The organism is Humidisolicoccus flavus (assembly GCF_045689595.1).
GTDB classification, from domain to species: Bacteria; Actinomycetota; Actinomycetes; order Actinomycetales; family Microbacteriaceae; genus Humidisolicoccus; species Humidisolicoccus flavus.
Window position 1 is genome coordinate 1,801,089 of the sequence record NZ_CP142724.1, and the last position, 22,128, is coordinate 1,823,216.

General features: G+C 63.4%; 25 protein-coding genes. 13 read left to right on the top strand and 12 right to left on the bottom strand.

Features of this window, described 5'->3' with window-relative positions:
* Positions 1–220: 220 nt before the first annotated feature.
* On the bottom strand, positions 221–688 hold the full coding sequence (locus U2H20_RS08680; protein ID WP_430591890.1) for a GNAT family N-acetyltransferase: 468 nt from the start codon (positions 686–688) through the stop codon (positions 221–223).
* Positions 689–848: 160 nt separating this feature from the next.
* On the opposite strand from U2H20_RS08680, the gene U2H20_RS08685 reads away from it, so the two are divergent.
* Positions 849–1,004, top strand: coding sequence for a hypothetical protein (locus tag U2H20_RS08685; protein WP_430591891.1), 156 nt, complete (start codon positions 849–851; stop codon positions 1,002–1,004).
* A gap of 342 nt (positions 1,005–1,346) precedes the next feature.
* On the opposite strand, the gene U2H20_RS08690 is transcribed toward U2H20_RS08685, so the two are convergent.
* A complete protein-coding gene (locus U2H20_RS08690) occupies positions 1,347–2,135 on the bottom strand; it encodes a GntR family transcriptional regulator (RefSeq protein WP_430591892.1) in 789 nt (262 codons plus the stop codon).
* A 39-nt stretch (positions 2,136–2,174) separates the two neighbouring features.
* Between U2H20_RS08690 and U2H20_RS08695 the strand changes: the two genes are divergently transcribed.
* The gene (locus U2H20_RS08695; protein ID WP_430591893.1) at positions 2,175–3,383 is read left to right on the top strand and encodes an MFS transporter; all 1,209 of its coding nucleotides are present in this window, start codon (positions 2,175–2,177) and stop codon (positions 3,381–3,383) included.
* Between the two features lie 110 nt (positions 3,384–3,493).
* Here the strand turns inward: U2H20_RS08695 and U2H20_RS08700 are convergent, their stop codons facing one another.
* The 5 genes from U2H20_RS08700 to U2H20_RS08720 all read right to left on the bottom strand — a co-directional run bounded on the left by U2H20_RS08700 (position 3,494) and on the right by U2H20_RS08720 (position 7,655).
* Positions 3,494–4,174 carry a copper resistance CopC family protein gene (locus tag U2H20_RS08700; RefSeq protein ID WP_430591894.1) on the bottom strand — a complete coding sequence of 227 codons (681 nt, stop codon included), beginning with the start codon at positions 4,172–4,174 and terminating at the stop codon, positions 3,494–3,496.
* Between the two features lie 57 nt (positions 4,175–4,231).
* Positions 4,232–5,473: a Dyp-type peroxidase gene (locus tag U2H20_RS08705; protein ID WP_430591895.1), complete on the bottom strand. Its 1,242-nt coding sequence runs from the start codon at positions 5,471–5,473 to the stop codon at positions 4,232–4,234.
* A gap of 3 nt (positions 5,474–5,476) precedes the next feature.
* On the bottom strand, positions 5,477–6,121 hold the full coding sequence (locus tag U2H20_RS08710) for a copper chaperone PCu(A)C (RefSeq protein ID WP_430591896.1): 645 nt from the start codon (positions 6,119–6,121) through the stop codon (positions 5,477–5,479).
* Between the two features lie 15 nt (positions 6,122–6,136).
* Positions 6,137–6,847: a copper resistance CopC family protein gene (locus U2H20_RS08715; RefSeq protein ID WP_430591897.1), complete on the bottom strand. Its 711-nt coding sequence runs from the start codon at positions 6,845–6,847 to the stop codon at positions 6,137–6,139.
* Positions 6,848–7,022: 175 nt separating this feature from the next.
* A complete protein-coding gene (locus U2H20_RS08720) occupies positions 7,023–7,655 on the bottom strand; it encodes a hypothetical protein (protein ID WP_430591898.1) in 633 nt (210 codons plus the stop codon).
* 99 nt (positions 7,656–7,754) lie between these two features.
* Here U2H20_RS08720 and U2H20_RS08725 point away from each other — a divergent pair, with 99 nt between their 5' ends.
* On the top strand, positions 7,755–8,021 hold the full coding sequence (locus tag U2H20_RS08725; RefSeq protein ID WP_430591899.1) for a hypothetical protein: 267 nt from the start codon (positions 7,755–7,757) through the stop codon (positions 8,019–8,021).
* A 63-nt stretch (positions 8,022–8,084) separates the two neighbouring features.
* Here the strand turns inward: U2H20_RS08725 and U2H20_RS08730 are convergent, their stop codons facing one another.
* A complete protein-coding gene (locus U2H20_RS08730; RefSeq protein ID WP_430591900.1) occupies positions 8,085–8,357 on the bottom strand; it encodes a MerR family transcriptional regulator in 273 nt (90 codons plus the stop codon).
* Positions 8,358–8,574: 217 nt separating this feature from the next.
* Between U2H20_RS08730 and U2H20_RS08735 the strand changes: the two genes are divergently transcribed.
* Complete coding sequence (locus U2H20_RS08735) at positions 8,575–9,045, top strand: Hsp20/alpha crystallin family protein (RefSeq protein ID WP_430591901.1); 471 nt, start codon at positions 8,575–8,577, stop codon at positions 9,043–9,045.
* Positions 9,046–9,183: 138 nt separating this feature from the next.
* Here the strand turns inward: U2H20_RS08735 and U2H20_RS08740 are convergent, their stop codons facing one another.
* Positions 9,184–9,417: a hypothetical protein gene (locus U2H20_RS08740; RefSeq protein ID WP_430591902.1), complete on the bottom strand. Its 234-nt coding sequence runs from the start codon at positions 9,415–9,417 to the stop codon at positions 9,184–9,186.
* Positions 9,414–10,640 (bottom strand): inorganic phosphate transporter, encoded by a 1,227-nt coding sequence (locus tag U2H20_RS08745; RefSeq protein ID WP_430593622.1) that lies wholly within the window; start codon positions 10,638–10,640, stop codon positions 9,414–9,416. The genes U2H20_RS08740 and U2H20_RS08745 overlap by 4 nt, the downstream gene beginning before the upstream one ends.
* Before the next feature lie 174 nt (positions 10,641–10,814).
* Here U2H20_RS08745 and U2H20_RS08750 point away from each other — a divergent pair, with 174 nt between their 5' ends.
* The 4 genes from U2H20_RS08750 to U2H20_RS08765 all read left to right on the top strand — a co-directional run bounded on the left by U2H20_RS08750 (position 10,815) and on the right by U2H20_RS08765 (position 14,207).
* Positions 10,815–11,099, top strand: coding sequence for a DUF2470 domain-containing protein (locus U2H20_RS08750; protein WP_430591903.1), 285 nt, complete (start codon positions 10,815–10,817; stop codon positions 11,097–11,099).
* Between the two features lie 95 nt (positions 11,100–11,194).
* Positions 11,195–11,842, top strand: a complete 648-nt coding sequence (locus U2H20_RS08755; RefSeq protein WP_430591904.1) for a heme oxygenase (biliverdin-producing) — start codon at positions 11,195–11,197, stop codon at positions 11,840–11,842.
* 98 nt (positions 11,843–11,940) lie between these two features.
* Positions 11,941–12,729 carry a DUF3159 domain-containing protein gene (locus U2H20_RS08760; protein ID WP_430591905.1) on the top strand — a complete coding sequence of 263 codons (789 nt, stop codon included), beginning with the start codon at positions 11,941–11,943 and terminating at the stop codon, positions 12,727–12,729.
* Positions 12,730–12,929: 200 nt separating this feature from the next.
* Complete coding sequence (locus tag U2H20_RS08765; RefSeq protein WP_430591906.1) at positions 12,930–14,207, top strand: DUF998 domain-containing protein; 1,278 nt, start codon at positions 12,930–12,932, stop codon at positions 14,205–14,207.
* Here U2H20_RS08765 and U2H20_RS08770 read toward each other — a convergent pair.
* Entirely contained in the window at positions 14,123–15,148 is a 1,026-nt protein-coding gene (locus tag U2H20_RS08770; protein WP_430591907.1) for a pirin family protein, read from the bottom strand. The two genes, U2H20_RS08765 and U2H20_RS08770, sit on opposite strands and share 85 nt — an antisense overlap.
* A gap of 271 nt (positions 15,149–15,419) precedes the next feature.
* On the opposite strand from U2H20_RS08770, the gene U2H20_RS08775 reads away from it, so the two are divergent.
* Genes U2H20_RS08775 through U2H20_RS08790 form a run of 4 tightly spaced genes read left to right on the top strand, consistent with a single transcriptional unit; the run spans position 15,420 to position 19,415 of the window.
* The gene (locus tag U2H20_RS08775) at positions 15,420–16,562 is read left to right on the top strand and encodes an ABC transporter substrate-binding protein (protein ID WP_430591908.1); all 1,143 of its coding nucleotides are present in this window, start codon (positions 15,420–15,422) and stop codon (positions 16,560–16,562) included.
* Between the two features lie 29 nt (positions 16,563–16,591).
* Entirely contained in the window at positions 16,592–17,518 is a 927-nt protein-coding gene (locus U2H20_RS08780) for an ABC transporter permease (protein WP_430591909.1), read from the top strand.
* Positions 17,515–18,327 (top strand): ABC transporter permease, encoded by an 813-nt coding sequence (locus U2H20_RS08785; protein ID WP_430593623.1) that lies wholly within the window; start codon positions 17,515–17,517, stop codon positions 18,325–18,327. The genes U2H20_RS08780 and U2H20_RS08785 overlap by 4 nt, the downstream gene beginning before the upstream one ends.
* A complete protein-coding gene (locus tag U2H20_RS08790; protein WP_430591910.1) occupies positions 18,324–19,415 on the top strand; it encodes an ABC transporter ATP-binding protein in 1,092 nt (363 codons plus the stop codon). The genes U2H20_RS08785 and U2H20_RS08790 overlap by 4 nt, the downstream gene beginning before the upstream one ends.
* 7 nt (positions 19,416–19,422) lie before the next feature.
* Here U2H20_RS08790 and U2H20_RS08795 read toward each other — a convergent pair whose 3' ends face one another.
* Positions 19,423–20,427 (bottom strand): LacI family DNA-binding transcriptional regulator, encoded by a 1,005-nt coding sequence (locus U2H20_RS08795; protein WP_430591911.1) that lies wholly within the window; start codon positions 20,425–20,427, stop codon positions 19,423–19,425.
* Between the two features lie 304 nt (positions 20,428–20,731).
* Here U2H20_RS08795 and U2H20_RS08800 point away from each other — a divergent pair, with 304 nt between their 5' ends.
* Positions 20,732–22,087: an ABC transporter substrate-binding protein gene (locus U2H20_RS08800; protein ID WP_430591912.1), complete on the top strand. Its 1,356-nt coding sequence runs from the start codon at positions 20,732–20,734 to the stop codon at positions 22,085–22,087.
* Positions 22,088–22,128: the final 41 nt, after the last annotated feature.

Consider the following 22,128-nt stretch of genomic DNA (forward strand, 5'->3'; position numbering starts at 1 on the left):
GAGGCTCCTGGCGTGGAATTGGAAGTCGGAGTTCTAGCCTGTGCTTCGCGATGTTGTTCTTCAACAATATGACGGCTCGTGACAGCGACGTCACGGAGACGGGTTCACTCAGATGCAACGCCTGAAAGGACTCGGCATTCCAGGAATCGCGGTCTTTGGTTCAGGCGGTGTCGGTTCGGGTGGTCTTGGTTCAGGCGGTGGCGGTTCGGGCGGTCTTGGTTCAGGCGGTGGCGGAGGTGCGGGCAGCGGGGCGACGCATCGGCACGTGCGGAATCCCGTCTTCGGCAAACTCCGCGCCGCTGATCTCGAACCCGAACCGTCCGTACCAGTCGGCGAGGTGCTTCTGCGCGTCGAGCACGATTGCGGCGCTCGGGTCGAGCTGTTCGCATCTGGCGACCGCGCGGCGCATGAGGTCTGCACCGAGCCCGCGGCCCCGTGCGATTTCGGCGGTCGCGACTCGTCCGATCCGCAGCGCATCTTCGTCGACGAGCAGGCGGAGTGCGGCCAAAACCGTGCCGTCCTCCTCGGCCCAGAAGTGGATCGCATCGGGTTCGAGGTCACGACCATCGAGTTCGGCGTAGGCGGCCGCTTGTTCGACGACGAACACCTGCACGCGCATCCACATGATCTTGTACAGCGTGACCGGTGAGATCTCGGCAAGTGGGGCGTCATGGAAGGCAACGGTCATGGATTCATCGTATGAGCTTCATCGTATGAGATCGGGGCGGGGCCGGAATCGATGTCGTCGGATGGAGCGTTGCAGGCCTCATCGCGGTCGTGGAACACGCACACAGGGAGCGAGTCCGAGCCCGCTCGAGGCAAATTTGATGCAAACCGCAGTCGCTAGCATGAGCGCTCTCACCGCATCGGCACGGGCGGCGCGAGTGTTTCAGGTCATGTGGGTGATCGGCTTCCTCGTCGGAACGACCACGCATGCAGTGGATCTGATCGTCGGGGGATCGGACGTCTACAGCGGCTTCCCGCTCGGCGTCCGCCTGTTCTAGGTGACACTCACAATCCTGGGCCCGGTCACGGCTGCGCTTGTCATCCTTCGACGGCGCTCCGGCATCGTGCTCGGCATTGCCGTGATGATCGCCGACATCACAGTGAACTGGACTGTTTTCGCGACAGTCGGCGGGATTTCGCCCTTCGGAGTTATCAGTCAAAGCCTGTTTGCGGTGCTCATCTTGGCCACAGCTCGCCCCCTGTGGAGATGGTTCGGGCAATCCTCTCCACGAAAACGCGGCACCGTGAGCAGAGGGGCCTAAGCGGCCACGATTGAGAGACGGTCGACCAGTGCCCGGGGGGGGGGGCGAGGCTTCGGCATTCAGGGTCGCGCGACGAGGTCACGCGATCGCGTGCCCGCGGCCAGCAGCGTGGCTGATTTCCAGTGGTCCGGCTTCTGGGCGGAGAATCACTTTGGAGAGGTAGAACGGTCTCGTGCCGAGGTGCACGGTTTGCGTCACGATCAGCACCGGCGACGTCGGACGAACCTGCAGCAGTTTTGCTCGGACGACTCCGGGAGTGCCCGCAGTGAGTTCGGAGCGGCCGATCCCGAATGCCGGTCCGAGTTCGGCGGTCAGCGCGCCGAGGCAGGTGCGCGTGGGGTCGATGTTCTCGACGAGCTGCTCGACGTGTGCGCCGAAGGAATGCAGGTGGTCTCCCGCGGGAAGGTGCTCTTGGACAAGCGCGACGGGTTCACCGTTGCTGGAGAGCACTGATTCGACGAACAGACTCGGTGAAGTGGTGGCGATACCGATCCCTTCGGCGATGAAAGTCGCCGATTCTCGTTGCAGTGTCACTTCGGTGCGGTGCACGGAGAGATCTTGGAACCGGTCTGCGAGTACCTGCTCGACTGCTCGGAGCCGCTCAAAGCCCGCTGCGGGCAGTGTCGGAGAGACGACTCGGCCAATGCCGCGACGCGAGCGGAGGAGCCCGTCTTCCTCGAGGAGCAGCAGCGCTTCGCGCACCACCGTGCGGCTGACTTCCATCGCTTCGCCGATTTCGCTCTCGCTGGGAAGCAGTGATGCCGGTGGCAGGGCGCCCGCACGAATTGCGCTTGCGATCCGGTCGTACACCTCGACCCGAAGCGGAACCCCGGGTCGTGGAGCGATGGGGCCGAGGAGGGTGGTCACGACTCCATTAGATCATATGCATGTGTCATACTCACTTGTATGACAAGCTCGTCCTACCCAATGGTGGCAGTGCTTCGCACCCGCCATGCCGGGTATCTGCTCGCCACATCTCTGCTCGGACGCCTTCCCGGTGCGATGGCTGCGCTCGCCATCGTGCAACTCGTCCGCTCGACGAGCGGAGACTTCGCGTTCGCCGGACTCATCACGGCCGTCTATGTCAGCGCGGGGGCCGTCGGCTCGCCACTGCTTGCCCGGCTCATTGATCGATTCGGCCAGGTACCGGTGCTCGCTGTCAGCGGTGTCCTGAGTTTCTTGGCCTTCACCGGCATGGCGCTCACGCTCGACCCCGCGCCGGAAGCGGCCGTTGCGCTCGCGGCCGCAGCCGGAATCTTCACCCCGCCGTTGGAGCCCGCCCTGCGTGCCTTGTGGCCAAGGCTCGTGAGTCCAGGACCGAAACTGAAAGCCGCCTTCAGCCTCGATGCTGGCGCACAAGAGATCATCTTCATCATTGGTCCGCTGCTGACCGTCGCCGGTATCGCACTGTTCGGTCCCATCGGCAACCTGCTGTTCGCGGGAAGTCTTGGCCTGATCGGGGCAGTTGCCTTCGTGCTCAACCCCGCTCCGCGCGCCGCCTCGCGCGAGCGTCCGCACGACCCGAGTGGCCCACGGAGCGTTCGATCGCCCATCCTCATCCCCGCCGTCGCCCGGGTTGCCGCCTTCACGTTCGGCATCGGCGTTCCTATCGGCGCGCTCACGATTATTGCGACCGCCACCGAGTCCGCTCGGAACGATGCAGGGCTCGCCGGCTGGATCCTCGCGGTGAACGCGGTCGGAGCTTTGATCGGCGCGACAATCGTCGGGATCAGGCCTCTCGGCTCGACTCCCGAACGTCTCCTCACCGTGTGCGGCATCCTGCTCGCGCTCGGCTACCCTCCGCTCGCGATCACGGCGCTCCCAACCCTCGCTTACGTGATTGCCGCCGGAATTTCGGGGCTCATGCTCCCGCCAACGCTCGGGCAAGTGTTCGAACGCATCTCGCAGCTCAGCCCGGAGCACGCGCTGACCGAGGCGAACGGCTGGGTTGTCAGTGCCATGACGCTCGGCGTGGGTGCCGGAACCCTTGTGGCGGGCATGGTCATCGGCGCCTCTGGCACGTCAGCGGTGATGTGGATCGTGCTCGGCGTCGCAGCGCTGACGGCTTCGCTCTCACTGATCGCGTTGCCGAGGAGGGCAAACCGGCATCGCTAACGAGAGCCGCGGCACGGGCTGAGCGGTCGAGTCGAAGTATCTCGCTGTGCACAACAACGAAGCCCCGTGAGCAATGCTCACGGGGCTTCGTTCGTTCGGTGGCGCAGCAGCTACTTGCGGTCTGCTCCGCCGGTTCCGTTGTTGTTGTCGCGCGTGCGTCGGATTGTACGAATGATGATCGCACCGATCGCGAGCACGGCGAGTCCGGCAACGATTGCCGCAATGACCGATGGCGCGATCCCGGAGGACTCCGCTTCACCGGTGACCGTGTCATCGCTCGGCTCTGTCGAAACCGTTGGCTCGGCGCTCGCGGAGGGTTCCTCGCTCGGCTCTGCCATGGTCGTCATCGTGGGCTCTTCTTCCGGCACGGCAGCTGCCAGCACGAACGGCACAACGCCTTCAATCGGGTGGCCGTCAGAGGAGACGACCTTCCACTGGATCTCGTAGGTACCGTTCGGCATCTCCGGGTTCACGACCTGCGTGAGCACGGTACCCGCGACCGTGGGTTCACCCTCGCTCCAAACGGTGCCCGATGGGTCGACGACGTCGACGAGTGCGCCGAGTTCAAGAATCTCCGCCGAGTACTCGAGCGTGATCGACTCCGGCACTTCCAGCACCGTCTCGTTGGGTTCCGGGTTCGAGCCGATGATTTCGTCGTGCGCGTTCGCGGCAGCTCCCGAGAAGAACACGAGCGCGGCCACGATGAGCGCGGTCGCGAATGCGCGCCAAACGGTGAGGACTGAGCGCTGAGCGCGCTCGGCCGCAACGACGGATGCGTGTGGTGCAGTCATGAGAATCACTGTCTTTCTGTTGAATCGTGCAGCAAATTGTTCATTGGGTTCGCTGCATTACTGCAGGAGTGTGTCTCCGATGAATGACCCCTCTTCGCATCCCGGAGGAATCGCGAAGACGGAGGACCCCACCGGTATTGTCCACTGGTTCAGCAGATCGAGCTCATCGAGTCGCCGCTGGATGGGAACGAACTGGCCGAGCACGTCGGCCTGGAAGCTCGTGAAGATGAGCCCGGATTCCGGCTCGTCACCATCGTCACCGAACTTCTCGTAGTTGTACCCGCGACGGTAGAAGCGCTCGTCAGTGTTGTCTGATCGCGCCCGCCGAATGTGCGAGAACTCCGGAATCACAGGAAATCCGATGGGGGATTTCGCGTCGAAGTCCGGCTCATCGTGCTCGACCGTGCCCGTCAGCGGTGCCCCGTTCGCAAGCGTCCGCCCGACCGACTGTTCTCGGCCGGGCCGATCGAGTCGGTCCCACTCGTTGAGATCCATCGCGATCTTGCGAATCACGAGGCTCGAGCCGCCCGCGAGCCAGCCGTCGCGAATGATGACGAGTCGATCGAAATCGGGGTCGTCCGGGTGGAGATTGACGGTGCCGTCGACCTGCCCGAAGAGGTTGCGCATGGTCGTGTTATTCGGCTCAGAACCGCGCGCTCGACGGAATCCACGGTGGGTCCACCGGGGGCGCGCAAAACTCCGCGCGTCCTTCGTGAGCATCCGGAGGGCGTGCGAGACCGTGAGCGGGTCGTCCGCCGCGACCTCGATGAGCAGATCGCCTTCCGAGAATCGGTCCTCGAGCTGATCGATCGTGAACGCGGGCAGAGGGGCGAGCCAGTCGGGTGTCGCCCTCGGGTTCGCGCGTTCGACGAATCCGCGGCCGAAGCCGAAGGTGATGGTGAGGCGAGCCGGAATGGTGCTGAGTTCGGGCTCCGAGTCGGCCAGCGCAGCGTTGCCCTGCGTGAGCCGGGCCGCATCGTCACTGAGGATCATCATCATTCTTCGAAGCCCTGCGGCGTCGACTTCGGGCAGGAGGTCGAATCCGACGAACGTGGAGTGCGCCTGTGGTCGAACCGTCAATCCCGCTTGCGTCGCTCCAAAGAACGCGATGGTCTCTTGGCCCGTGAGCGGTGCCGCATCGTCGCCCGGTGCTGCCTGCGGTTGCTCGCTGGAGCGAACCCAGGCGTCTGCGGCGAGACCGATGCCCGCGCCGACGCCGGCGGCAGCCCCTCCGAGGAGGAGCTGCCGCCGGGAGATCCCGGTCGAGGGTGTTTGCGCGCGAGCGCGAGGTGTTCGCACTCGTTACTCGGTTTCTTCGTGGCTGTGGTCGTGGTCACCGTGGTCGTCGCCGGAGTGCTCGTCCCCGCCGTGGCCATCGTGACCGTCGTGACCGTCGTGACCGTCATGACCGTCGTGGCCATCTTCGGATTCGTAGGTCTCGTTCGCGCCGGCGAACTCCTTGACCGCAGCGGTGAACTCGAATGTCGAATCGTCGCTCATGGTGACGGTGAAGTCGACCGAGTCGCCGGGCTGCAGCGGTTCAGCAAGCCCCATGAGCATGAAGTGGTCGCCGCCCGGAGCGAGTTCGCGTTCGGCGCCCGCACCGATCACGAAGCCGCCTTCGACTTCACGCATCACCATTGCGCCGGAGTCGTCGGCCACGGTCTCATGCAGTTCGATCATGGGCGAGGCCTCGGTGGCGACGCTCGTGATCGTGATCTCGGAGTCGCTCTCGTTGTGCAGCACGCCGAACGCCGCGCTCATGCCCTCGTCTGCCGCTTTCACCCAGGCGTCACTGATCGTGAGCGCCTCGGCTGCGGTGCTTGCTTCGGTCGATGGTTCGTTCGTCGCGTCATTCGTGGAGGAGCATCCGGTCAGGAGCGCGAATGCTGCAATCGCAGAGATTCCGATTGCAACGGGGCGGCGGGTGTTGGTGTTGATTTTCATTGAGAACATCACTTTCTAGTTCGAAGAGTTTCCTTCGTGGTGTTCATCGTTCGCATTCGATTCGACGGCCTCAGTCGCTCGCTCGGGATCGTCCTTGCGCGTGCGCCGCTGCAGCAGCATCACCAGCAGAAACGCGACAATGGCGCCTCCGCCGATGAACAGCGCGGTCCGCAACCAGGAGGGCGCGGCTTCGGCGCTCGGCTCCTCGGACGGTTCCGTGATTGCGGGCGCGGTCGCGGTCGGTGCCGCTGAGCCCGAATTCTCGGAGCCCGAATCGTCTGAAGCGGGCCCTGTCGAGCTCGGCACGGGAGCCGCAGCCCCGTCGCCAACCTGGAACGGCACGACCCCGCTGATCGGGTGTCCGTCAGAGGAGACGACTCGCCAGCGAACGTCGTACTGGCCGTCGGGGAGCACCTCAGAGAAGGTTGCACTGACGAGCGGCCCGTTCACTTCCACTTCGCTCGTCGCCCACTCGACATCCGACTGATCGACGACGATCATCGCGGCACCGAGCTCGAGCACGTTCGCTGAGTATTCGAGGGTGATCTCGCTGGGTGCGCTTTCGAGGACCTCGCCGCTCGTTGGAGTCGAGCCGATGAGTTCGTCGTGCGCGGATGCCGGCTGAGTCGCTCCGATCTGGAGCGCAGCCAGGAGGGCCACGCCAGAAAACACGGCGAGGAGACGAGCCGGGAGCAAGCGGTGGACTGGTCGATTCGAGGATTCCACGACGGAGCCTTTCAATCATGTGGAGGCGCGCGCGAGGGCGCTGATTTCCGAATGCAAATGATGAAAAAGCGCTCGACGAGCAGGGTTCGGTGCAGCGTTCGCGCCCCTCGCTGAGATTCAGCGTTGGAGCATCGCGGACACACCACAGCGATTGCGGGTTGGCGGAGAAGGAGGGTTAGGCCGCCAACTGGTACTCGTCGAGGCCGCCGCGCGGTGGTCCGCGCAATTGTTGCGGAGTGTATTCACGAGCTCCTGCCGAAACGCGAGGCTGAGTCTCGGTGATTGGGGATGCGGCGACGGGTGTTGCTGCGCGAACGGAGACGATCCGCGGCATCAGCGCGTGCGCAATGAAGCGCACGAGGCTTGCCAGGCTTTCGAGCAACGCGTCGGCACGATGCAGCGCTGCGGTCGTGATGATCGCGGCGATTGCGTGGGCGAGCCACATGAGCGGACCATGTGCCCCGTGCGCGACCATCTCCGGCAGTGCCGAGCCTGCAAGCATGTCTGGCGTCACGGTGTGGCCACTGTGACCCTGCGTCGGTGCAATTGCTCCTGGTGTTGCGGCGCCGAAGATGAAGAGCGTGTGGAAGAGGAACTGGCTTGCGCCAACCGCAACCGAGAGTCGCAGGAGGCTCGCCTTCTTTGCGACTGCGAGGCAGATCGGGAGTGCGATCAGCAGCGGAACGACGAGGCCGAGCACGCCGGGCACCGCACCGCCACCGAGCACGTGTGAGATCAACGCGACGAAGGTTGCGAACACCGCAGCAGTTGCACCGCGAAGTGCTTGCGTGCCGCGACCGTGTTCCATGCGACCTATTCTGTCAGGCCGCTCTTGCTCGCTTCCGTCGTCGGCGAACATCTTCCATTTCATCGAGGATTTCAGGCGTTTCCTTGCGAGAATAAGAGCATGAACACCGTGCAGAAGAAGAGAAACCCCACCGCCGTGTTTGCGTTCTGGCTGGGGCTGCTCGGGCTCGTGCTCATGCCGATCCCGCTGTTCATCGGGTTCTTCCTCGGTGGCGGGCTCGCGATCATCGCGGGCATTCTTGCGATCATCGGCCTTTTGAAGAGCCGTCACACGGCAGGTCGCGGTATCGGCTGGGCTGTGTTCGCGCTGGTGTTCGTTGCCCTGACCTTCGGTGGTATCTCCGTTGGTGGCGGCATCATCTGGTAACTCAGCAACACTTTGTCCGAGCAAGCCTCGCGCCCCTGACGTTCGGGGTAATGCAGAACCGACTCAGTGTCCCTGCGTCTGCTCACGGAGTCGCCGCACCTCGGCTTCGAGGGCGAGCACCTTCCGAATCCCCGCGAGGTTGAGTCCTTCGTCGAGGAGTTCGACGACCCGCTGAATCGCCGCGACGTCGGCGTCACTGTATTTCCGTGTTCCGCCGGGGGAGCGTTCCGGTGCGACGAGTCCGCGCTGCTCATAGATGCGCAGGTTCTGCACACCGGTGCCACAGATCTCGGCCGCGACGGAGATCGTGTAGAGCGCTGCAGGACGTTGTGTCACGCCTCCTATTGTGCCCCGTACGCCCACAGCGATACGCACGCGTTTCATTCGTTTCGAACTTGACAACACCTCGCTCAAGTTTGAATATATGTATATCGAACGTTACAGATCATCGGTACTGAACAGTAAAGAACCGACTCTGGTCTGCCGCGTTCGGAGCAGTTTCAGATCGCACATACCGTGGGCGCAGCGGCCCACCGAATCCAGGAGGCACACCATGCTCATTCGAACCGACGCACTCAACAACTTCGATGAATTCGCAAAGCAGATGTTCGGCGGCACAACCCGAAACACCACGATTCCCATGGACTCGTGGCGCGACGGCGACACCGTCTTCGCAGAGTTCGACCTGCCGGGCGTGACGAGCGACTCGATTGACATCGACGTCGAGCGCAACGTCCTCACGGTCACTGCGAACCGTCCGCAGCGGACGGTCAGCGGCAAGGTCCTCATGAACGAGCGCCACCGCGGCACCTTCAGCCGCCAGCTCATTCTCGGCGACGCACTCGACACCGAGCGGATCGAAGCGAAGTACGCCGACGGCGTGCTCGCGGTTGCGATCCCGGTCGCCGAGAAGGCGAAGCCGCGCAAGGTCTCCGTGCAGGTGAACTCGAGCGAGTCCGAGCCCGAGGTCAACCGTGCAGAGTCGTCGACGCCAACGCTCGCAACGGCTGGCGCAACGGCCTAACCCGCGGCACGAACGAGAAGAAGGGGCACACCAGATGGTGTGCCCCTTCTCGTTGCGCAGCGTGGCCGTATCAGGAAGCCGCTCGAGCACGATCGCTCAGCAGGTCGTTCCCGGCGGCCGCTCGATCCCGAGCGTGCCCTAGATTCCAAACCAGGTGTCGCCGAACACGATCAGCAGAACGCCGCTGATCGCAAGGATCACGCACAGCGCGAGCAGCGAAATACCTACCGGCGTCGAGCCCTGCTTCTCCGAGTCGAGTGAGCGGATTCCGAGTGCGAAGATCGCTGGCACGCCAGCGCCGAGCAGAAGACCGACACCGAGGACCTGCGAGATCGTGACGACCGTTTCGAGCGGATCGAACAGCAGCATCACAGGCTCCGCTTCTTCTTGTTGAGCTTCTTCTTTTTCTTCTTGCGTGGACGACTCACCGAGGCGACCGGTCCTGCGACCGCCTGCAGTTCGTGATCGGTCTTCGACTTCCAGTCATCATCGACGTTGCTCGCGTCCACGTGATCCTTGCGTGAACGCAGCCACATCACGAAGCAGGCGACGATCAAGATCGTCGTCACCACGATGGTGCCCATGAGCGGAGTGAAGAGGTTCGTGAGGTAGAGGCAGGCAGCGCCGACGAGTGCCGACGCGGGCAGGGTGATCAACCAGGCCAGCAGCATGCGGCGGGCGACGCTCCAGCGAACGGTCGCGTCGGTGCGAGCGACGCCCGAGCCGATGACGGAACCACTTGCGACGTGGGTTGTCGAGAGCGGAAGACCGAGGTGGCTCGAGGTCAAGATGATCGAAGCGCTCGACATGTCGGCAGCCATGCCCTGTCGTGGCGAAATGTCGACGATGCCTTTTCCGAGTGTGCGGATCACGCGCCATCCACCCATGTAGGTTCCCGCCGCGATCGCGAAGGCGCAGACTGCCTTCACCCAGAACGGGATGTCGTCTTCCGGCGAGAGCGACTGGTGCGCGACGAGGGCAAGAAAAATGACGCCCATCGTCTTCTGGGCGTCATTGGTGCCGTGAGCCAGGGACATCAAAGAGGCTGCGCCAATTTGACCCCAGCGGAATCCACGGGTTGCGGTCTGCTCGCTCATCTTCGTCGTGAGACGGTGAACGAGCCACGTGCCGGTAAAGGCGACAACTCCTGCGATCACTGGTGCGAGCACCGCTGGGAGGAGGATTTTCTGCAGCACACCGCCCCATTGCACGCCGGCAACGCCGAGTGCGGCGACGGTTGCGCCGATGAGTCCGCCGAAGAGCGAATGACTCGAGGAGGAGGGCATCCCGAGCAGCCAGGTGAACACGTTCCACGTGATGCCGCCGGTCAAGCCGCACAGCACCACGAGCATGAGTTGTTCGCCAGTGATGTCGGTGAGGTCGATGATCCCGGAGCCGACCGTTTTGGCGACCTCGATCGAGAGAAACGCTCCGACGAGGTTGAGCACGGCGCTCAGGGCGACCGCGGTCTTCGGCTTCAAGGCTTTTGTGGCGACGGACGGGGCCATCGCGTTTGCGGTGTCGTGGAATCCATTGGTGAAGTCGAATGCGAGTGCAACGACGACCACGATCACGAGAATGGCGAACTCTGGCACTGCATAATGATTGCGGAAGTGCAGCCCGAGAACAACTTCGAGCGGAGTGTCCACTCCGCGGAGGAAAACCTCTGGTGAACACTTCCCCAACGCGCGCTGCGAGCGGAGTTCCCGAAATCGGCGATCAGGGCGGAAAAGCGGAGTACGGATCTCCCGAACGAGAGAGCATCAAGCATGAGTTTTGTCTTTACTGAAGAAATTGTCGCCGCGGTCGTGCACCACATGAATGACGACCATCACGACGACAATGTGCAGATCGTGCGCGCGCACACGAGCGCAGTCGATGCGGAATCGGTCATGCTCGCGACGGTCGACGAGTCGGGTTTGACGTTCACGGTCCGGCGCCCCAGTGGCTCCGAGACGCACACGATCGCGTGGCCCATTCCGATCACGGAGCGCGCTGACATTCGCCACGCCGTTGTGGCGCTGATGCCTCCTGCCAGTGAGACGCAGGAGTAGCGCCAGGCGTACTTTCACTGCCGTTTAGCGGCAATTGAGAACACGAAACACAATTGTTACGGTCCTGGATCGCGAAGTAAGGGTAGCCTTACTTCGTGACCACGCCTTTCTCAACGCGACTTCGCGAAGCCTCAGCTCAACAACACGATCACGCAGCAGAGAACTCATACTTCTCGCGCCTCATGCGTGGCGAACTCACCGGTGAAAACTACGCGATCCTCGTCGCGCAGCACCTCGCGATCTATCGGGCGCTCGAAGCAGCAGCAGCGCTGCACGAGACGGGCAAGGCTGCAGGATTCCACTCGAGTGTGCTCGATCGCGTCGAATCACTCGAAACCGACCTCCGCAACCTGGGTGCTCGAGATGACGTCGTTCTCGCCGAGACTCGTGAATATGTCGAGCGGATCGCCGAAACTGCCGCCGACCCAGCTCGCTTCGTTGCGCACCACTACACGCGCTACCTCGGCGATCTCTCCGGAGGCCTGTTCATCGGTCGTGCACTGACCAAGGAATACAGCGCCGAGGTCACCAACTTCTACCGCTTCACCGAAATCCCAGACGCGCGAGCATTCAAAGACGAATACCGTCTCAAGCTCGACTCGGCCGGGTTCACCGCTGAAGAAGAGGCGATCATCATCGAAGAAACCCTGCTCGCGTATGCCCACAACGGTGCCATGTTGCAGGCGCTGACGCTCGCGGTGCCGCAGCTCGAAGGCGCCGCCGAGCCCGTCGTCTCACCGTAAGAGTCGGGGGCCGCGTTCCCTGTACTGAACGGAAGCAACCGGATCCGCAGCTGAGGGTGCCCTTACTGTAGGTCTAGGAACGACAACAGGGGTCAGTCATGAACGAGGATTTCGTGCAAGCCAGTTCGAAGGCGCGAGCGGCCGATGAGGCCGGCTCGACGTCGAGCGACTCCGCGCACGCCTCGCAGCCCGTCGCAAGTGCACACACAGCGGACGCTCCCACGGACGCTCCGCGTGAGTCGCTCGTCACCCTGCTCGGCGGGAGTCGCGCAGCGATCGAAGCGAGCGTGCCACCCATCGTCTTCGTCATTGCCTGGTTGCTCTCGGGCAACGACGTGCTCTGGGGTGCCGGCGTTGCGGTCTTCGCGAGCGCGATCCTCGCCTTCCTCGCATTCCGACGCGGCAAGAAGCCTCGCGCGGTCGTGCTCGGAATGCTCGCCGTCGTGGTCGCTGCGCTCGTTGCGATCTACACGGGTGAGGCTCGGAACTTCTTCATCGTGCAGCTGTTCTCCAACGCTGCGAGCGCGCTGATCTGGATGGTCTCGATCGTCATCCGCTGGCCGTTCCTCGGCATCATCCTTGGTGCAGTGATCGGCACGAAGGCGACGTGGCGGAAAGACCCGGTGCTGTTGCGCGCGTATCAGCGAGCCTCGTGGGTGTGGGTGTTCCAGTACGTGATCCGTCTCGCCGTCTTCCTGCCGCTGTACTTCGCCGACGCGGTATTGGCGCTCTCCGCCGCTCGGGTCATTTTGACCTGGCCGCTCGTCCTGGCATGCCTCGTCGTCAGTGGCTTCGTGCTCTTCCGCTGTATCCCGAAGGACCACCCGGGAATCCGCCATCCGCAAGTCGCCGCAACTGCTTCGAAGCGAGCTGATTCGTCCCACTAACTCAAGGAAATTCCGCGAAAGTCTTGGCAAGTGCGCCCGATCGGCGTATGGTGCAATCAAGAAGCCAAAACGGTGCGGAGTAGCCCAGGCTCCCTCACTTTCCTCGTGTATTCGGGATGCAAATTGAGACACTCCGCACCGTTTTTCTCTGCCATTTTTCGCCGGTTCGGCTCCCGGAGTTCTTCCGGGAGAATGTGTCTATGACCAACCCCGCGGCTGAGCTCGCCAAATCACAGCAGGCAGGCGCAGCGCACGCCGAAGCGCAGTCGCGGCAGTCGCAGTCGCAGTCGCAGCAGTCGCAATCCAAAGCCTCGAAGACGGCGCTCGCCGCACGCTTGCAGTCCGAGAACCGAGCAGTCATCGTCGCAGTCCTGGGTGTCGTCGTCGGGTTCGCGATCGGGTTCTTCCAACTGTCCTCGGGGTTGCACGCGCTCTCGGGGCAAGATTCCGTTGGATACGCCGCCGCGTTCGCCGCCTCCCTTGTCTCCGGGGCCGCCTTCTTCGCCTCCTACGCACTGAACTTCCGTGAGAAGGCGTCCAGCTGGCGTGCCGAGTTGCCCCTCGCAAAGCGACTCATCGACTCCATCGGGCTTTCGATCGTCCACGGCGCCATCGCCTATCTCACCCTGATTGCTGCGAGCGAGCTGTTCCAACAGGGCTTCGCGGGCCTCGAGATCGACGGATTCGCGGGTGCGAGCATGGTCGCGGTGACCTGCGGCCTTGGGGCATACGTCGCGTTCCTCTCCGGTTCCTCGGTCGGAACGACGAGTCTTTCGATCCTGCTCGCCGTCTTCTTGATCTCCGGCACCGCCTTCAGCATGGTGACGGCGAACGAGAGCACCTGGTGGCAGGTGCACTTCTCTGAGCTCGGAACGCTCGGTGGGGTTGCGGCCTGGGCGTTCAACCTGACCCTCGTGTTCTCGGGGATCGTCGTCACGACGCTTGCGACCTACGTCACTCGGGATCTCCAGCAGTGGGTCAAGGACCACTCGGCGGGCACGCGCAGGCGAGTGCAGGTGATTCAGTGGCTGTTGGCCGCGATCGGCATTCTCTTGGCCATCGTCGGCCTCGTACCCACCGATCTGAACTTCTGGATCCACCTCGGCGCAGCATCAGGAATGGTCCTGGTGTTCTTCGCCTTGATCGCGGCGTTGGCGCCATGTGTTCCGGGCCTCACGAAAGTCTTCCTCGTGATGTCGTACCTGATTGTCGCGGCGATCATCTTCGCTGCGCTGCTGTGGATGCCCTTCGGCTACTACAACCTCACCGGGCTCGAGTTCGCGGTCGCGGGGCTCATCTTCGTCTGGTTGGTCGTGTTCGTCCGACAGGTCGGTGCGCTCGTCGACAACGCCGATGACGAGCCGGAGGAGCGCAGCTGGCGCCCCGTCCTGCCTCAGCGCTTGCGTCGGCGCGCGCGACCTCGCGGCAACAACTCGACCGAGGGCAAACGAGGAGCTGGCAGCGTAAAGCCTTCGTGATCCGGCACGAGGCCGAAGCGCGGTCGAGCGTCACTGGAGAGTTCCGCCTCGCGTTCTGTCTGCCAGGTGTCTCGAGCTTCTTCGACCTCGTCGTGGGTGCGGCCGACGAAGTTCCAGAACATCACGATTTCCTCCGCGAACGGTTCGCCGCCCAGAATCATGAGCGTGCCCGGACCGCTCGTCGAGAGCGTGACGCTCGAATGCCCTGGCGCGAGGTACAGCACTGAGCCGCGAGCAACCGCTTCGCCGTTGACGGTCGCGTCGTCGGTGAGGGCAAGCACGCCGTGCTCGAACGATTCGTGCAGGGTGACGTTCGCACTGCTGGTGCCGGCGAATTTCACTTCGAGGCCGAACAGCGGCGTGAAGGCGGGGGCGTCGGAACTCTGGCCCTCGAAATCGCCGACGAGCAGGGTCGCTGTTGCGCGGCCCGCCGGGTTGCTCTCCAATTCGAACGTCGGGAGCGAGGTGAGACCGGCAAAACTCGGTGCTTGCGTGCGCGAGTTCTCGGGCAACGCGACCCACAGTTGCGCGCCGTGGAGCGTCGGGGGAGCGTCCTCTGGGCTCATCTCCGAATGAGAGATTCCATGGCCGGCGGTCATGATCCCGAGCGTGCCGGGTTCGATCCGCAGCGAGGTTCCCAATGAATCACGGTGTTGCACGTCACCCGCGACGAGCCACGAGACGGTCTGCAGTCCAATGTGCGGGTGCGGAGGAACCTGCATTCCGCCGTGCGTCGAGAGCTCGACCGGCCCGTAGGAGTCGATGAAGCACCACGCGCCGATCATGCGGCGGTTCTTGTTCGGGAGAGCACGCAGGACAGGCATGGCGCGTGCGCCGCCGAGCGGGACCTCGCGAGGTTCGAGCAGCTCCGTCGCCGGGGTTTCCGCGTCGTTCTCATTGCCGAGCACGAATTCGTCGGGGTGCTCTTCGGTGTTGCTCATGCTCGCTCGCTCTCCGTGCTCGCCACCCGCACGGGTGCGAAAACCTGCTGCTCTCTATTCTGCTGCCTGCGAGCGAGGCCAGCCTCGCTTCGCGGGAGATTCCTCGCCATCGCGATTCCCGCTCCGGTGCCGCACATTCGCCACACGTTCGCCTGCGGTTCAATCAACGCGCCCACGCCGTTCACAAGTGCTTCTTAACCTTCAGTCGAGGCCAATGGTGGTTGCATCGTGGGCCGAGGGTCCACCCCACCTGCCGGTGAAAAGAGGATCCATGTTCCAGGTTCAGAGCCCGCGAGTACGACGCACGCTCGGCGTTGTCGCACTTGCTGCAGTGGGAGCGTTCGCGTTCACCGCATGTTCCGCGGAGGCCAGTGGTGGCACGAGCGAGGGCGGCGTCGACGCATCGAGTGCGACGAGTGTTTCCGATTTCGGAACCTTCGCCGATCTTGAAGCGGCAGCAAAGGCGGAGGGCGCACTCAACGTCATCGCACTCCCACGTGACTGGGCGAACTACGGTGCGATCCTCGACCTCTTCATGGAGCGCTACCCGGAGATCAAGATCACCGAGCAGTCCCCCGATGTCTCGAGCGCCGAGGAGATCCAGGCCGCGAAGACGAACAAGGGGCTCGACACCGCGCCCGACGTCTTCGACCTGGGCCTCACCGTCGCGCTGCAGAACACCGATTCCTTCGCGCCGTACAAGGTGCAGACCTGGGATGACATTCCTGACGAGCTGAAGGAGCAGAACGGCCTGTTCGTCGGCGACTACGGCGGGTACATGTCGGTCGGCTACGACTCGTCCAAGTACGAGGCGCCAGAATCGCTCGAAGACCTGCTCGGTTCCGAGTACAGCGGAGCGGTGGCGATCAACGGCGACCCGACGCAAGCGGGCGCAGCCTTTGCCGCGGTCGGTCTTGCAACCGTGCAGAGCGGCGGAGAACTCGACAACTTCGAGGACGGCATCGACTTCTTCTCCGAGCTCAACGCAGCGGGCAACATGCTGAAAGTTGACGTCACGACGGCGACCGTGCAGAGCGGCGAGACCCCGGTCGTCTTCGACTGGGATTACCTCAATGCAGCGCACACGGCGACGAACCCGAACTGGGAGGTCGTGATCTTCGACGGCACCGGGTACGCGGGCTACTACAACCAGGCGATCAACGTCGATGCCCCGAACCCTGCGGCTGCACGTCTTTGGCAGGAGTTCCTGTACAGCGACGAGGTGCAGAACCTGTGGCTCGAAGGAGGCGCCCGCCCGGTTCGTGCAGATGCGATGTCTGAGGCCGGAACGATCGACCAGGCGCTCTTCGATGCGCTGCCTGAAATCCCGGAGGAGACCGTGGTCCCGACAGAACAGCAGTCGACCGACGCCGGTGTGCTGCTCGGCGAGACCTGGGCAACTGCGGTCAACTAGCGGGACTCGTCTCGAGAAGCTGACACAGAGTGACGCTCACTGAACAACTGGTCGTTCCGACGACCGAGCCACGCGTGGGGTCGGGTGCATCGCATCCGGCCCCACGCCATCGCGCGATCCCGGCCTTCGTGGGGCTCCTGCCGCTCGTCGCCTACCTCCTCCTGTTCCTCGTGCTTCCGACGATCCTCGCGATCACGAGCGGATTCTTCGACGCGGACGGCGGGTTGACCCTCACGAATCTGCAGGGCCTCGGGGATCCGGTCATCGTGGCGACCTTTCTCAATTCCGCCTGGATCTCGCTGTTGACCGCGGTGATCGGGGCCGTGCTCGGCGCGCTCGCCTGCTACGCGATGATTGGCTTGCCCGCTGGGAGCCGGGTGAGGAGCCTCGTTGATGCCGGAGCTGGCGTGCTCGCCCAATTCGGCGGCGTCATGCTCGCGTTCGCGTTTATCGCGACGATCGGGCTCCAAGGGCTCGTCACGGTGTTCTTGCGCGAGACCTTCGACTTCGACCTCTTCGCAAACGGTGCCTGGATCTACGGGCTTCCAGGTCTGATCCCGCCGTACATCTATTTTCAAGTGCCGCTCATGATCATCACGTTCCTGCCAGCGGTCAATGCCTTGAAACCGCAGTGGGCCGAAGCGAACCTCACACTCGGGGGCACCAGGCTCAGCTTCTGGACACGCATCGGGATCCCAGTGCTCGCACCCTCGTTCTTCGCGAGTCTGCTGCTGTTGTTTGCCAACGCATTCTCCTCGTATGCGACCGCTGCGGCGCTGGCGAGCCAGGGATCGCAGATTGTTCCCCTGCAGATCCGGACCGCACTGACGAGCGAGACGCTGCTCGGTCGCGAAAATCTCGCCGGCGCACTCGCCCTCGGCATGGTCGTCGTCATGGCGGTCACGATGGCGCTCTACGCCCTGATTCAGAAACGAGCCGCGAGATGGCAGCAATGAGTCGACCAGGGTTCGCTCCGAGTACGCTCACCCGCTCTGTCATCGGAGTCGTGCTCGTGCTCGTCTTCCTCGTTCCGATCGTCTCGATGATCGGCTACACGCTTCGCGACGGCGAGGGCGTCTCGCTCGTGAACTGGATGAACCTGTTCGATCCCGCGAACGAGGCGAAATACCGACCGATCTGGACCGGCCTCACGAACTCGCTCGTGCTGGGGATCGTGACGGTGGGGATCGTGCTGTTCCTGCTTGCCCCGACGATGATCCTCATCACGCTCTCGTTCCCGAAGCTGCAGCGAATCTTCGAATTCGTCGTGCTCCTGCCGATCTCGATCCCCGCGATCGTGCTCGTGGTCGGTCTCACGCCGATCTATCTGCAGATCGGTCGCACCTTCGGCACGGGCGTGTGGACCCTCGCGTTCGCCTATGGAATCACCGTGCTGCCGTTTGCCTACCGCGCGATCCAGGCGAACATCGACGCGGTCGACGTGCGAACCCTCTCGGAGGCGGCACGCTCGCTCGGCGCGAGCTGGCCGACCGTGCTCGTGCGGGTGCTCGCGCCGAACCTCCGCCAGGGGCTGCTCGCCGCCTCGCTCATCTCCGTGGCGGTCGTGCTCGGCGAGTTCACGATCGCCTCGCTCCTCAACCGCCAGAATCTGCAAACCGCGCTCATCGTCGTCGGCAAGCAAGACCCCTACGCATCGGTGATCCTCTCGTTGCTCGCGCTGGCCTTTGCATTTGTCCTCCTGCTCGTGATCGGACGGTTCGGCGCTGTGAAGCGCCGCCGAGTCCGTGTGAAAGGTTCCAAATGAACACCCCAATTGACTCCGCAACGATTGCAACGGGCGACAACCTCCTGCTCGCCAGCGGCGGAACGGGCACCGCAGTCGCGTTCGAATCGATCGTGAAGAGTTACGGCGACAACACCGTGCTGCACGGTGTCGATCTCGACATCCAGCCGGGCGAGTTCGTCAGCCTGCTCGGCCCGAGTGGATGCGGGAAAACCACCGCGCTTCGCGTGCTCGCGGGTCTTGAACGTGCCCAGAGCGGCGTCGTGCGAATCGGGGGAGCTGACGTTTCTTCCGTGCCGACGAACAAACGCGATCTCGGCATGGTGTTCCAGTCGTACTCGCTTTTCCCGCATCTCGACGTTGCGGCGAACACCGGCTTCGGCTTGTCCATGCGGGGTGTCCGAAAGTCAGTGGCAGCCAAACGAGTGCACGACGCTCTGACGCTCGTCGGTCTCGATCACCTCGCCGAGCGCTTCCCCCACGAACTCTCCGGCGGCCAACAGCAGCGCGTCGCGCTCGCCCGTGCGCTGGTCACGGAACCGCGCGTGCTCCTGCTCGACGAGCCGCTTTCGGCGCTCGACGCGAAAGTCCGAGTGCAGTTGCGCGATGAGATCCGGCGGATCCAATTGCGGCTCGGGATCACGACGGTCTTCGTGACGCACGATCAGGAGGAGGCGCTCGCCGTATCCGATCGGATCGCGGTCATGAACGCCGGTCGGATCGAGCAGATCGCGACGCCCGAGGAGCTGTACCTTCGCCCGGCGACCGCGTTCGTCGCTGCGTTCGTCGGGCTCTCGAGCGAAGTGCCTGCGAACATTTCGGCCGGGGTCGCAGATGTGTTCGGGCAGCAGTTGCCCGTGCTCGAAGCGGCGCCCGACGGCCCGGCGAGCGTGCTCTTGCGGCCCGAGAACGTGCGGCTGTCCGGTTCGGGTATTCCAGCGACCGTCATGGAGAGCACGTTCCTCGGCAGTATGCGCAGGACGCTCGTGAAACTCGAGACGGGGGAACTCGTGCGGATCCAGCACCCCGTGTCCGAGCGGGTCGTCTTCGGTGAGCGCGTGGCGATCACGATCGTTCCGGAGCCGGTCGCCGTCAGACCCGTTGCGTGATGGCTCTCTAGCGCCGAGGCGCAGGGCCGGTGCTCGCGCGCAGCAGGAATTCCGGTTCGTAGTTCGTGTGGCTCTGGTCTTCGGAGGGGCTTGCGAGCTGGTCGAGGATCCAGTCGAAGGCGTCTTTTGCATGGCGCACGGGGTCTTGGCGCACCGTCGTGAGGCCGAAGCTCTTCGAGAACTCGTGGTCATCGACGGAGATCACGCTGAGATCGTCGGGAATGCGGATTCCGAGGGCCGGGGCGGCGAGCAAGAATCCGAACGCGATTTCGTCGGTCGTTGCGAACACTGCCGTTGGCGCATCGACTCTCGCGAGGATGTCGTGCGCCGCCAGGCGCGCTTCTTCTGTGTGCGCTGGCACGGTGATGGTGCGCGGCTGGAGTCCGGCCTCGCGCATCGCCCGCGAGTACCCAGCGATGCGGCGCCCGGTCGCGCTCGTGGCGCGACTCGGGTTCGGGTTCACGCTGTTTGCGTGCAGGATGTCGCGGTGGCCGAGGCTCAGCAGATGTTCGGTTGCGAGCTTCGCGGCCAATTCGTCATCGAGGCTGAAGGAGCGTGCTTCGTCGGCAGGTTCTCCGAGCACGACGAGCGGAACTCCGAGTTCTGTGAGTCGCAGCACTTCGTTCTCGACCGTGTCGCAGGCGCAGAACACCGCCGCATCGACCCGACCGCGTTGCAAGAAGAATTCGAGCTTCGCTGGTCCGTCGCTGCCGGCGGCGTCGAGCTCGCACACGAGGAGGTCGTATTCGTGTTGAGTGGCAGCTTCGCTCATGCCGTGCACGACGGTGGAGTTGTACCAGTTGTCGCAGCGAAGGCAGAAGGTTCCGATGGTTCGGGTGCGTCCGGTCGCGAGGCGAACGGCTGATTGCGCTGCACGAAATCCGAGTGACTGGGCGGCCGCGTGCACCGCGATACTGGTTTCTTCTGAGACATGACCGGTCCTATTGAGCGCACGAGAGGCGGTCGACTTCGAGACACCTGCGAGTCGTGCGACATCTCCGAGCGTTGCCATTGTCCACCCCACCTCACTGTGAGCTCCCGATACCAGGGGTAAGCATAGGCGCGACGAGAAGTTCCCGGTAGCGGCAGGTCCAGGAATTCCCAGAATCACACAGGATCTTTGATTCAGATTCGCTTGCAAAATGCGTTGTCGAATTGAGATACAACTACTTTGCATTTCGTCTGAATATGACCGTATGGTGACTGGGTAGTGGAACCGGTTCCGGTTCCGGGCGAGGGCGCCCAAACGCTCTCCTCGGTCGCCGCGGTTACAGCCAGGTCCCTGGCAGAACACCAAGAGAAGCAAGGGAGAGAGCGTGAAGCACGCACAGCGTCGACTCATGATCCCAGTCGGTATTGCAGGTGCAGCAGCACTCGCACTGACGGGATGTGTGGGCGACTCCGATCCATCAAACGGTGGCGGGACAGGTGGCGAAGCTGCCGACTGTTCAGCCTACGAAGAGTACGGCACGCACGAGGGCACGAGCGTCAGCATCTACGGCACGATCCTCGACCTCGAAGCAGACCGTCTGAACGAATCATGGGCAGACTTCGAATCCTGCACCGGCATTGACGTCGTCTACGAAGGCTCCGGCGAGTTCGAAGCTCAGATCAACGTCCGCGTCCAGGGCGGCAACCCACCAAACCTCGCAATCTTCCCGCAGCCGGGCCTTTTGGCATCGGTTGCAGGAACAGGCAGCCTCCTTCCGGCCCCAGACTCCGTGAAGGCAAACGCCGAAGAGTTCTGGACCGAAGACTGGGTGAACTACGGCACCGTCGATGACACCTTCTATGCAGCGCCGCTCATGGCGAGCATCAAGGGCTACATCTGGTACTCGCCGAGCATGTTCGCTGACAACGGCTGGGAGATCCCGACCACGCTCGACGAGCTCGACACCCTGACCGCAGACATCGCAGCAGCTGACGGCGACGTCATGCCATGGTGTGCAGGCTTCGGCTCTGCAGACGCAACGGGTTGGCCAGGAACCGACTGGGTTGAGGACTACATGCTCCGTCTCCACGGACCAGACGTCTACGACCAGTGGGTCAACCACGAGATCCCATTCAACGACCCACGCGTCGCTGAAGCTATGGACCGCGTTGGCGACATCCTGAAGAACGACGACTACGTCAACGGTGGTTTTGGTAACTCCTCGACCATCGTCGGTACCGACTTCGGTGACGGCGGACTCCCGATCGTTGACGGCGCGTGCGCAATGCACCACCAGGCTTCGTTCTACGAAGGCTTCTGGCCAGAGGGCACTGAAGTCTCCGAAGACGGCGACATCTGGGCATTCCTCACCCCAGCAGTAGAAGCTGGCGGCGGCGCTGAAGTCACCGGTGGTGGCGAGTTCGTCGGCGCGTTCTCCGACGCTCCTGAGGTTCAGGCGTTCCAGACGTTCCTCTCCTCCGACGAGTGGGCGAACCTCCGCGTTTCGCTCGGTGGTGTGGTTTCGGCAAACAACGGTCTTGACACCTCGAACGCTTCGAGCATTTTGCTCGAGCAGGCAGCAGAGACGCTGCAAGACCCAGAAACGCTCTTCCGCTTCGATGGTTCCGACGTCATGCCAGCAGCTGTTGGCACCGGATCCTTCTGGAAGGCAATCAACGACTGGATGGGTGGCGCTGAAACCCAGACGGTGCTTGACGCTGTAGAAAACAGCTGGCCCTAACCAGCTGCGTTGAGTGGGAGCGGCTCCGGCCGCTCCCACTC

Bases quoted from the DNA above. Each gene is read 5' to 3' on its own strand.
- U2H20_RS08750 (WP_430591903.1), top strand. From the start codon at position 10,815: ATGAGTTTTGTCTTTACTGAAGAAATTGTCGCCGCGGTCGTGCACCAC.
- U2H20_RS08725 (WP_430591899.1), top strand. From the start codon at position 7,755: ATGAACACCGTGCAGAAGAAGAGAAACCCCACCGCCGTGTTTGCGTTC.
- U2H20_RS08790 (WP_430591910.1), top strand. From the start codon at position 18,324: ATGAACACCCCAATTGACTCCGCAACGATTGCAACGGGCGACAACCTC.
- U2H20_RS08685 (WP_430591891.1), top strand. From the start codon at position 849: ATGAGCGCTCTCACCGCATCGGCACGGGCGGCGCGAGTGTTTCAGGTC.
- U2H20_RS08680 (WP_430591890.1), bottom strand. From the start codon at position 688: ATGACCGTTGCCTTCCATGACGCCCCACTTGCCGAGATCTCACCGGTC.
- U2H20_RS08785 (WP_430593623.1), top strand. From the start codon at position 17,515: ATGAGTCGACCAGGGTTCGCTCCGAGTACGCTCACCCGCTCTGTCATC.
- U2H20_RS08765 (WP_430591906.1), top strand. From the start codon at position 12,930: ATGACCAACCCCGCGGCTGAGCTCGCCAAATCACAGCAGGCAGGCGCA.
- U2H20_RS08700 (WP_430591894.1), bottom strand. From the start codon at position 4,174: ATGACTGCACCACACGCATCCGTCGTTGCGGCCGAGCGCGCTCAGCGC.
- U2H20_RS08770 (WP_430591907.1), bottom strand. From the start codon at position 15,148: ATGAGCAACACCGAAGAGCACCCCGACGAATTCGTGCTCGGCAATGAG.
- U2H20_RS08795 (WP_430591911.1), bottom strand. From the start codon at position 20,427: ATGGCAACGCTCGGAGATGTCGCACGACTCGCAGGTGTCTCGAAGTCG.
- U2H20_RS08720 (WP_430591898.1), bottom strand. From the start codon at position 7,655: ATGGAACACGGTCGCGGCACGCAAGCACTTCGCGGTGCAACTGCTGCG.
- U2H20_RS08735 (WP_430591901.1), top strand. From the start codon at position 8,575: ATGCTCATTCGAACCGACGCACTCAACAACTTCGATGAATTCGCAAAG.
- U2H20_RS08760 (WP_430591905.1), top strand. From the start codon at position 11,941: ATGAACGAGGATTTCGTGCAAGCCAGTTCGAAGGCGCGAGCGGCCGAT.
- U2H20_RS08775 (WP_430591908.1), top strand. From the start codon at position 15,420: ATGTTCCAGGTTCAGAGCCCGCGAGTACGACGCACGCTCGGCGTTGTC.
- U2H20_RS08695 (WP_430591893.1), top strand. From the start codon at position 2,175: ATGACAAGCTCGTCCTACCCAATGGTGGCAGTGCTTCGCACCCGCCAT.
- U2H20_RS08710 (WP_430591896.1), bottom strand. From the start codon at position 6,121: ATGAAAATCAACACCAACACCCGCCGCCCCGTTGCAATCGGAATCTCT.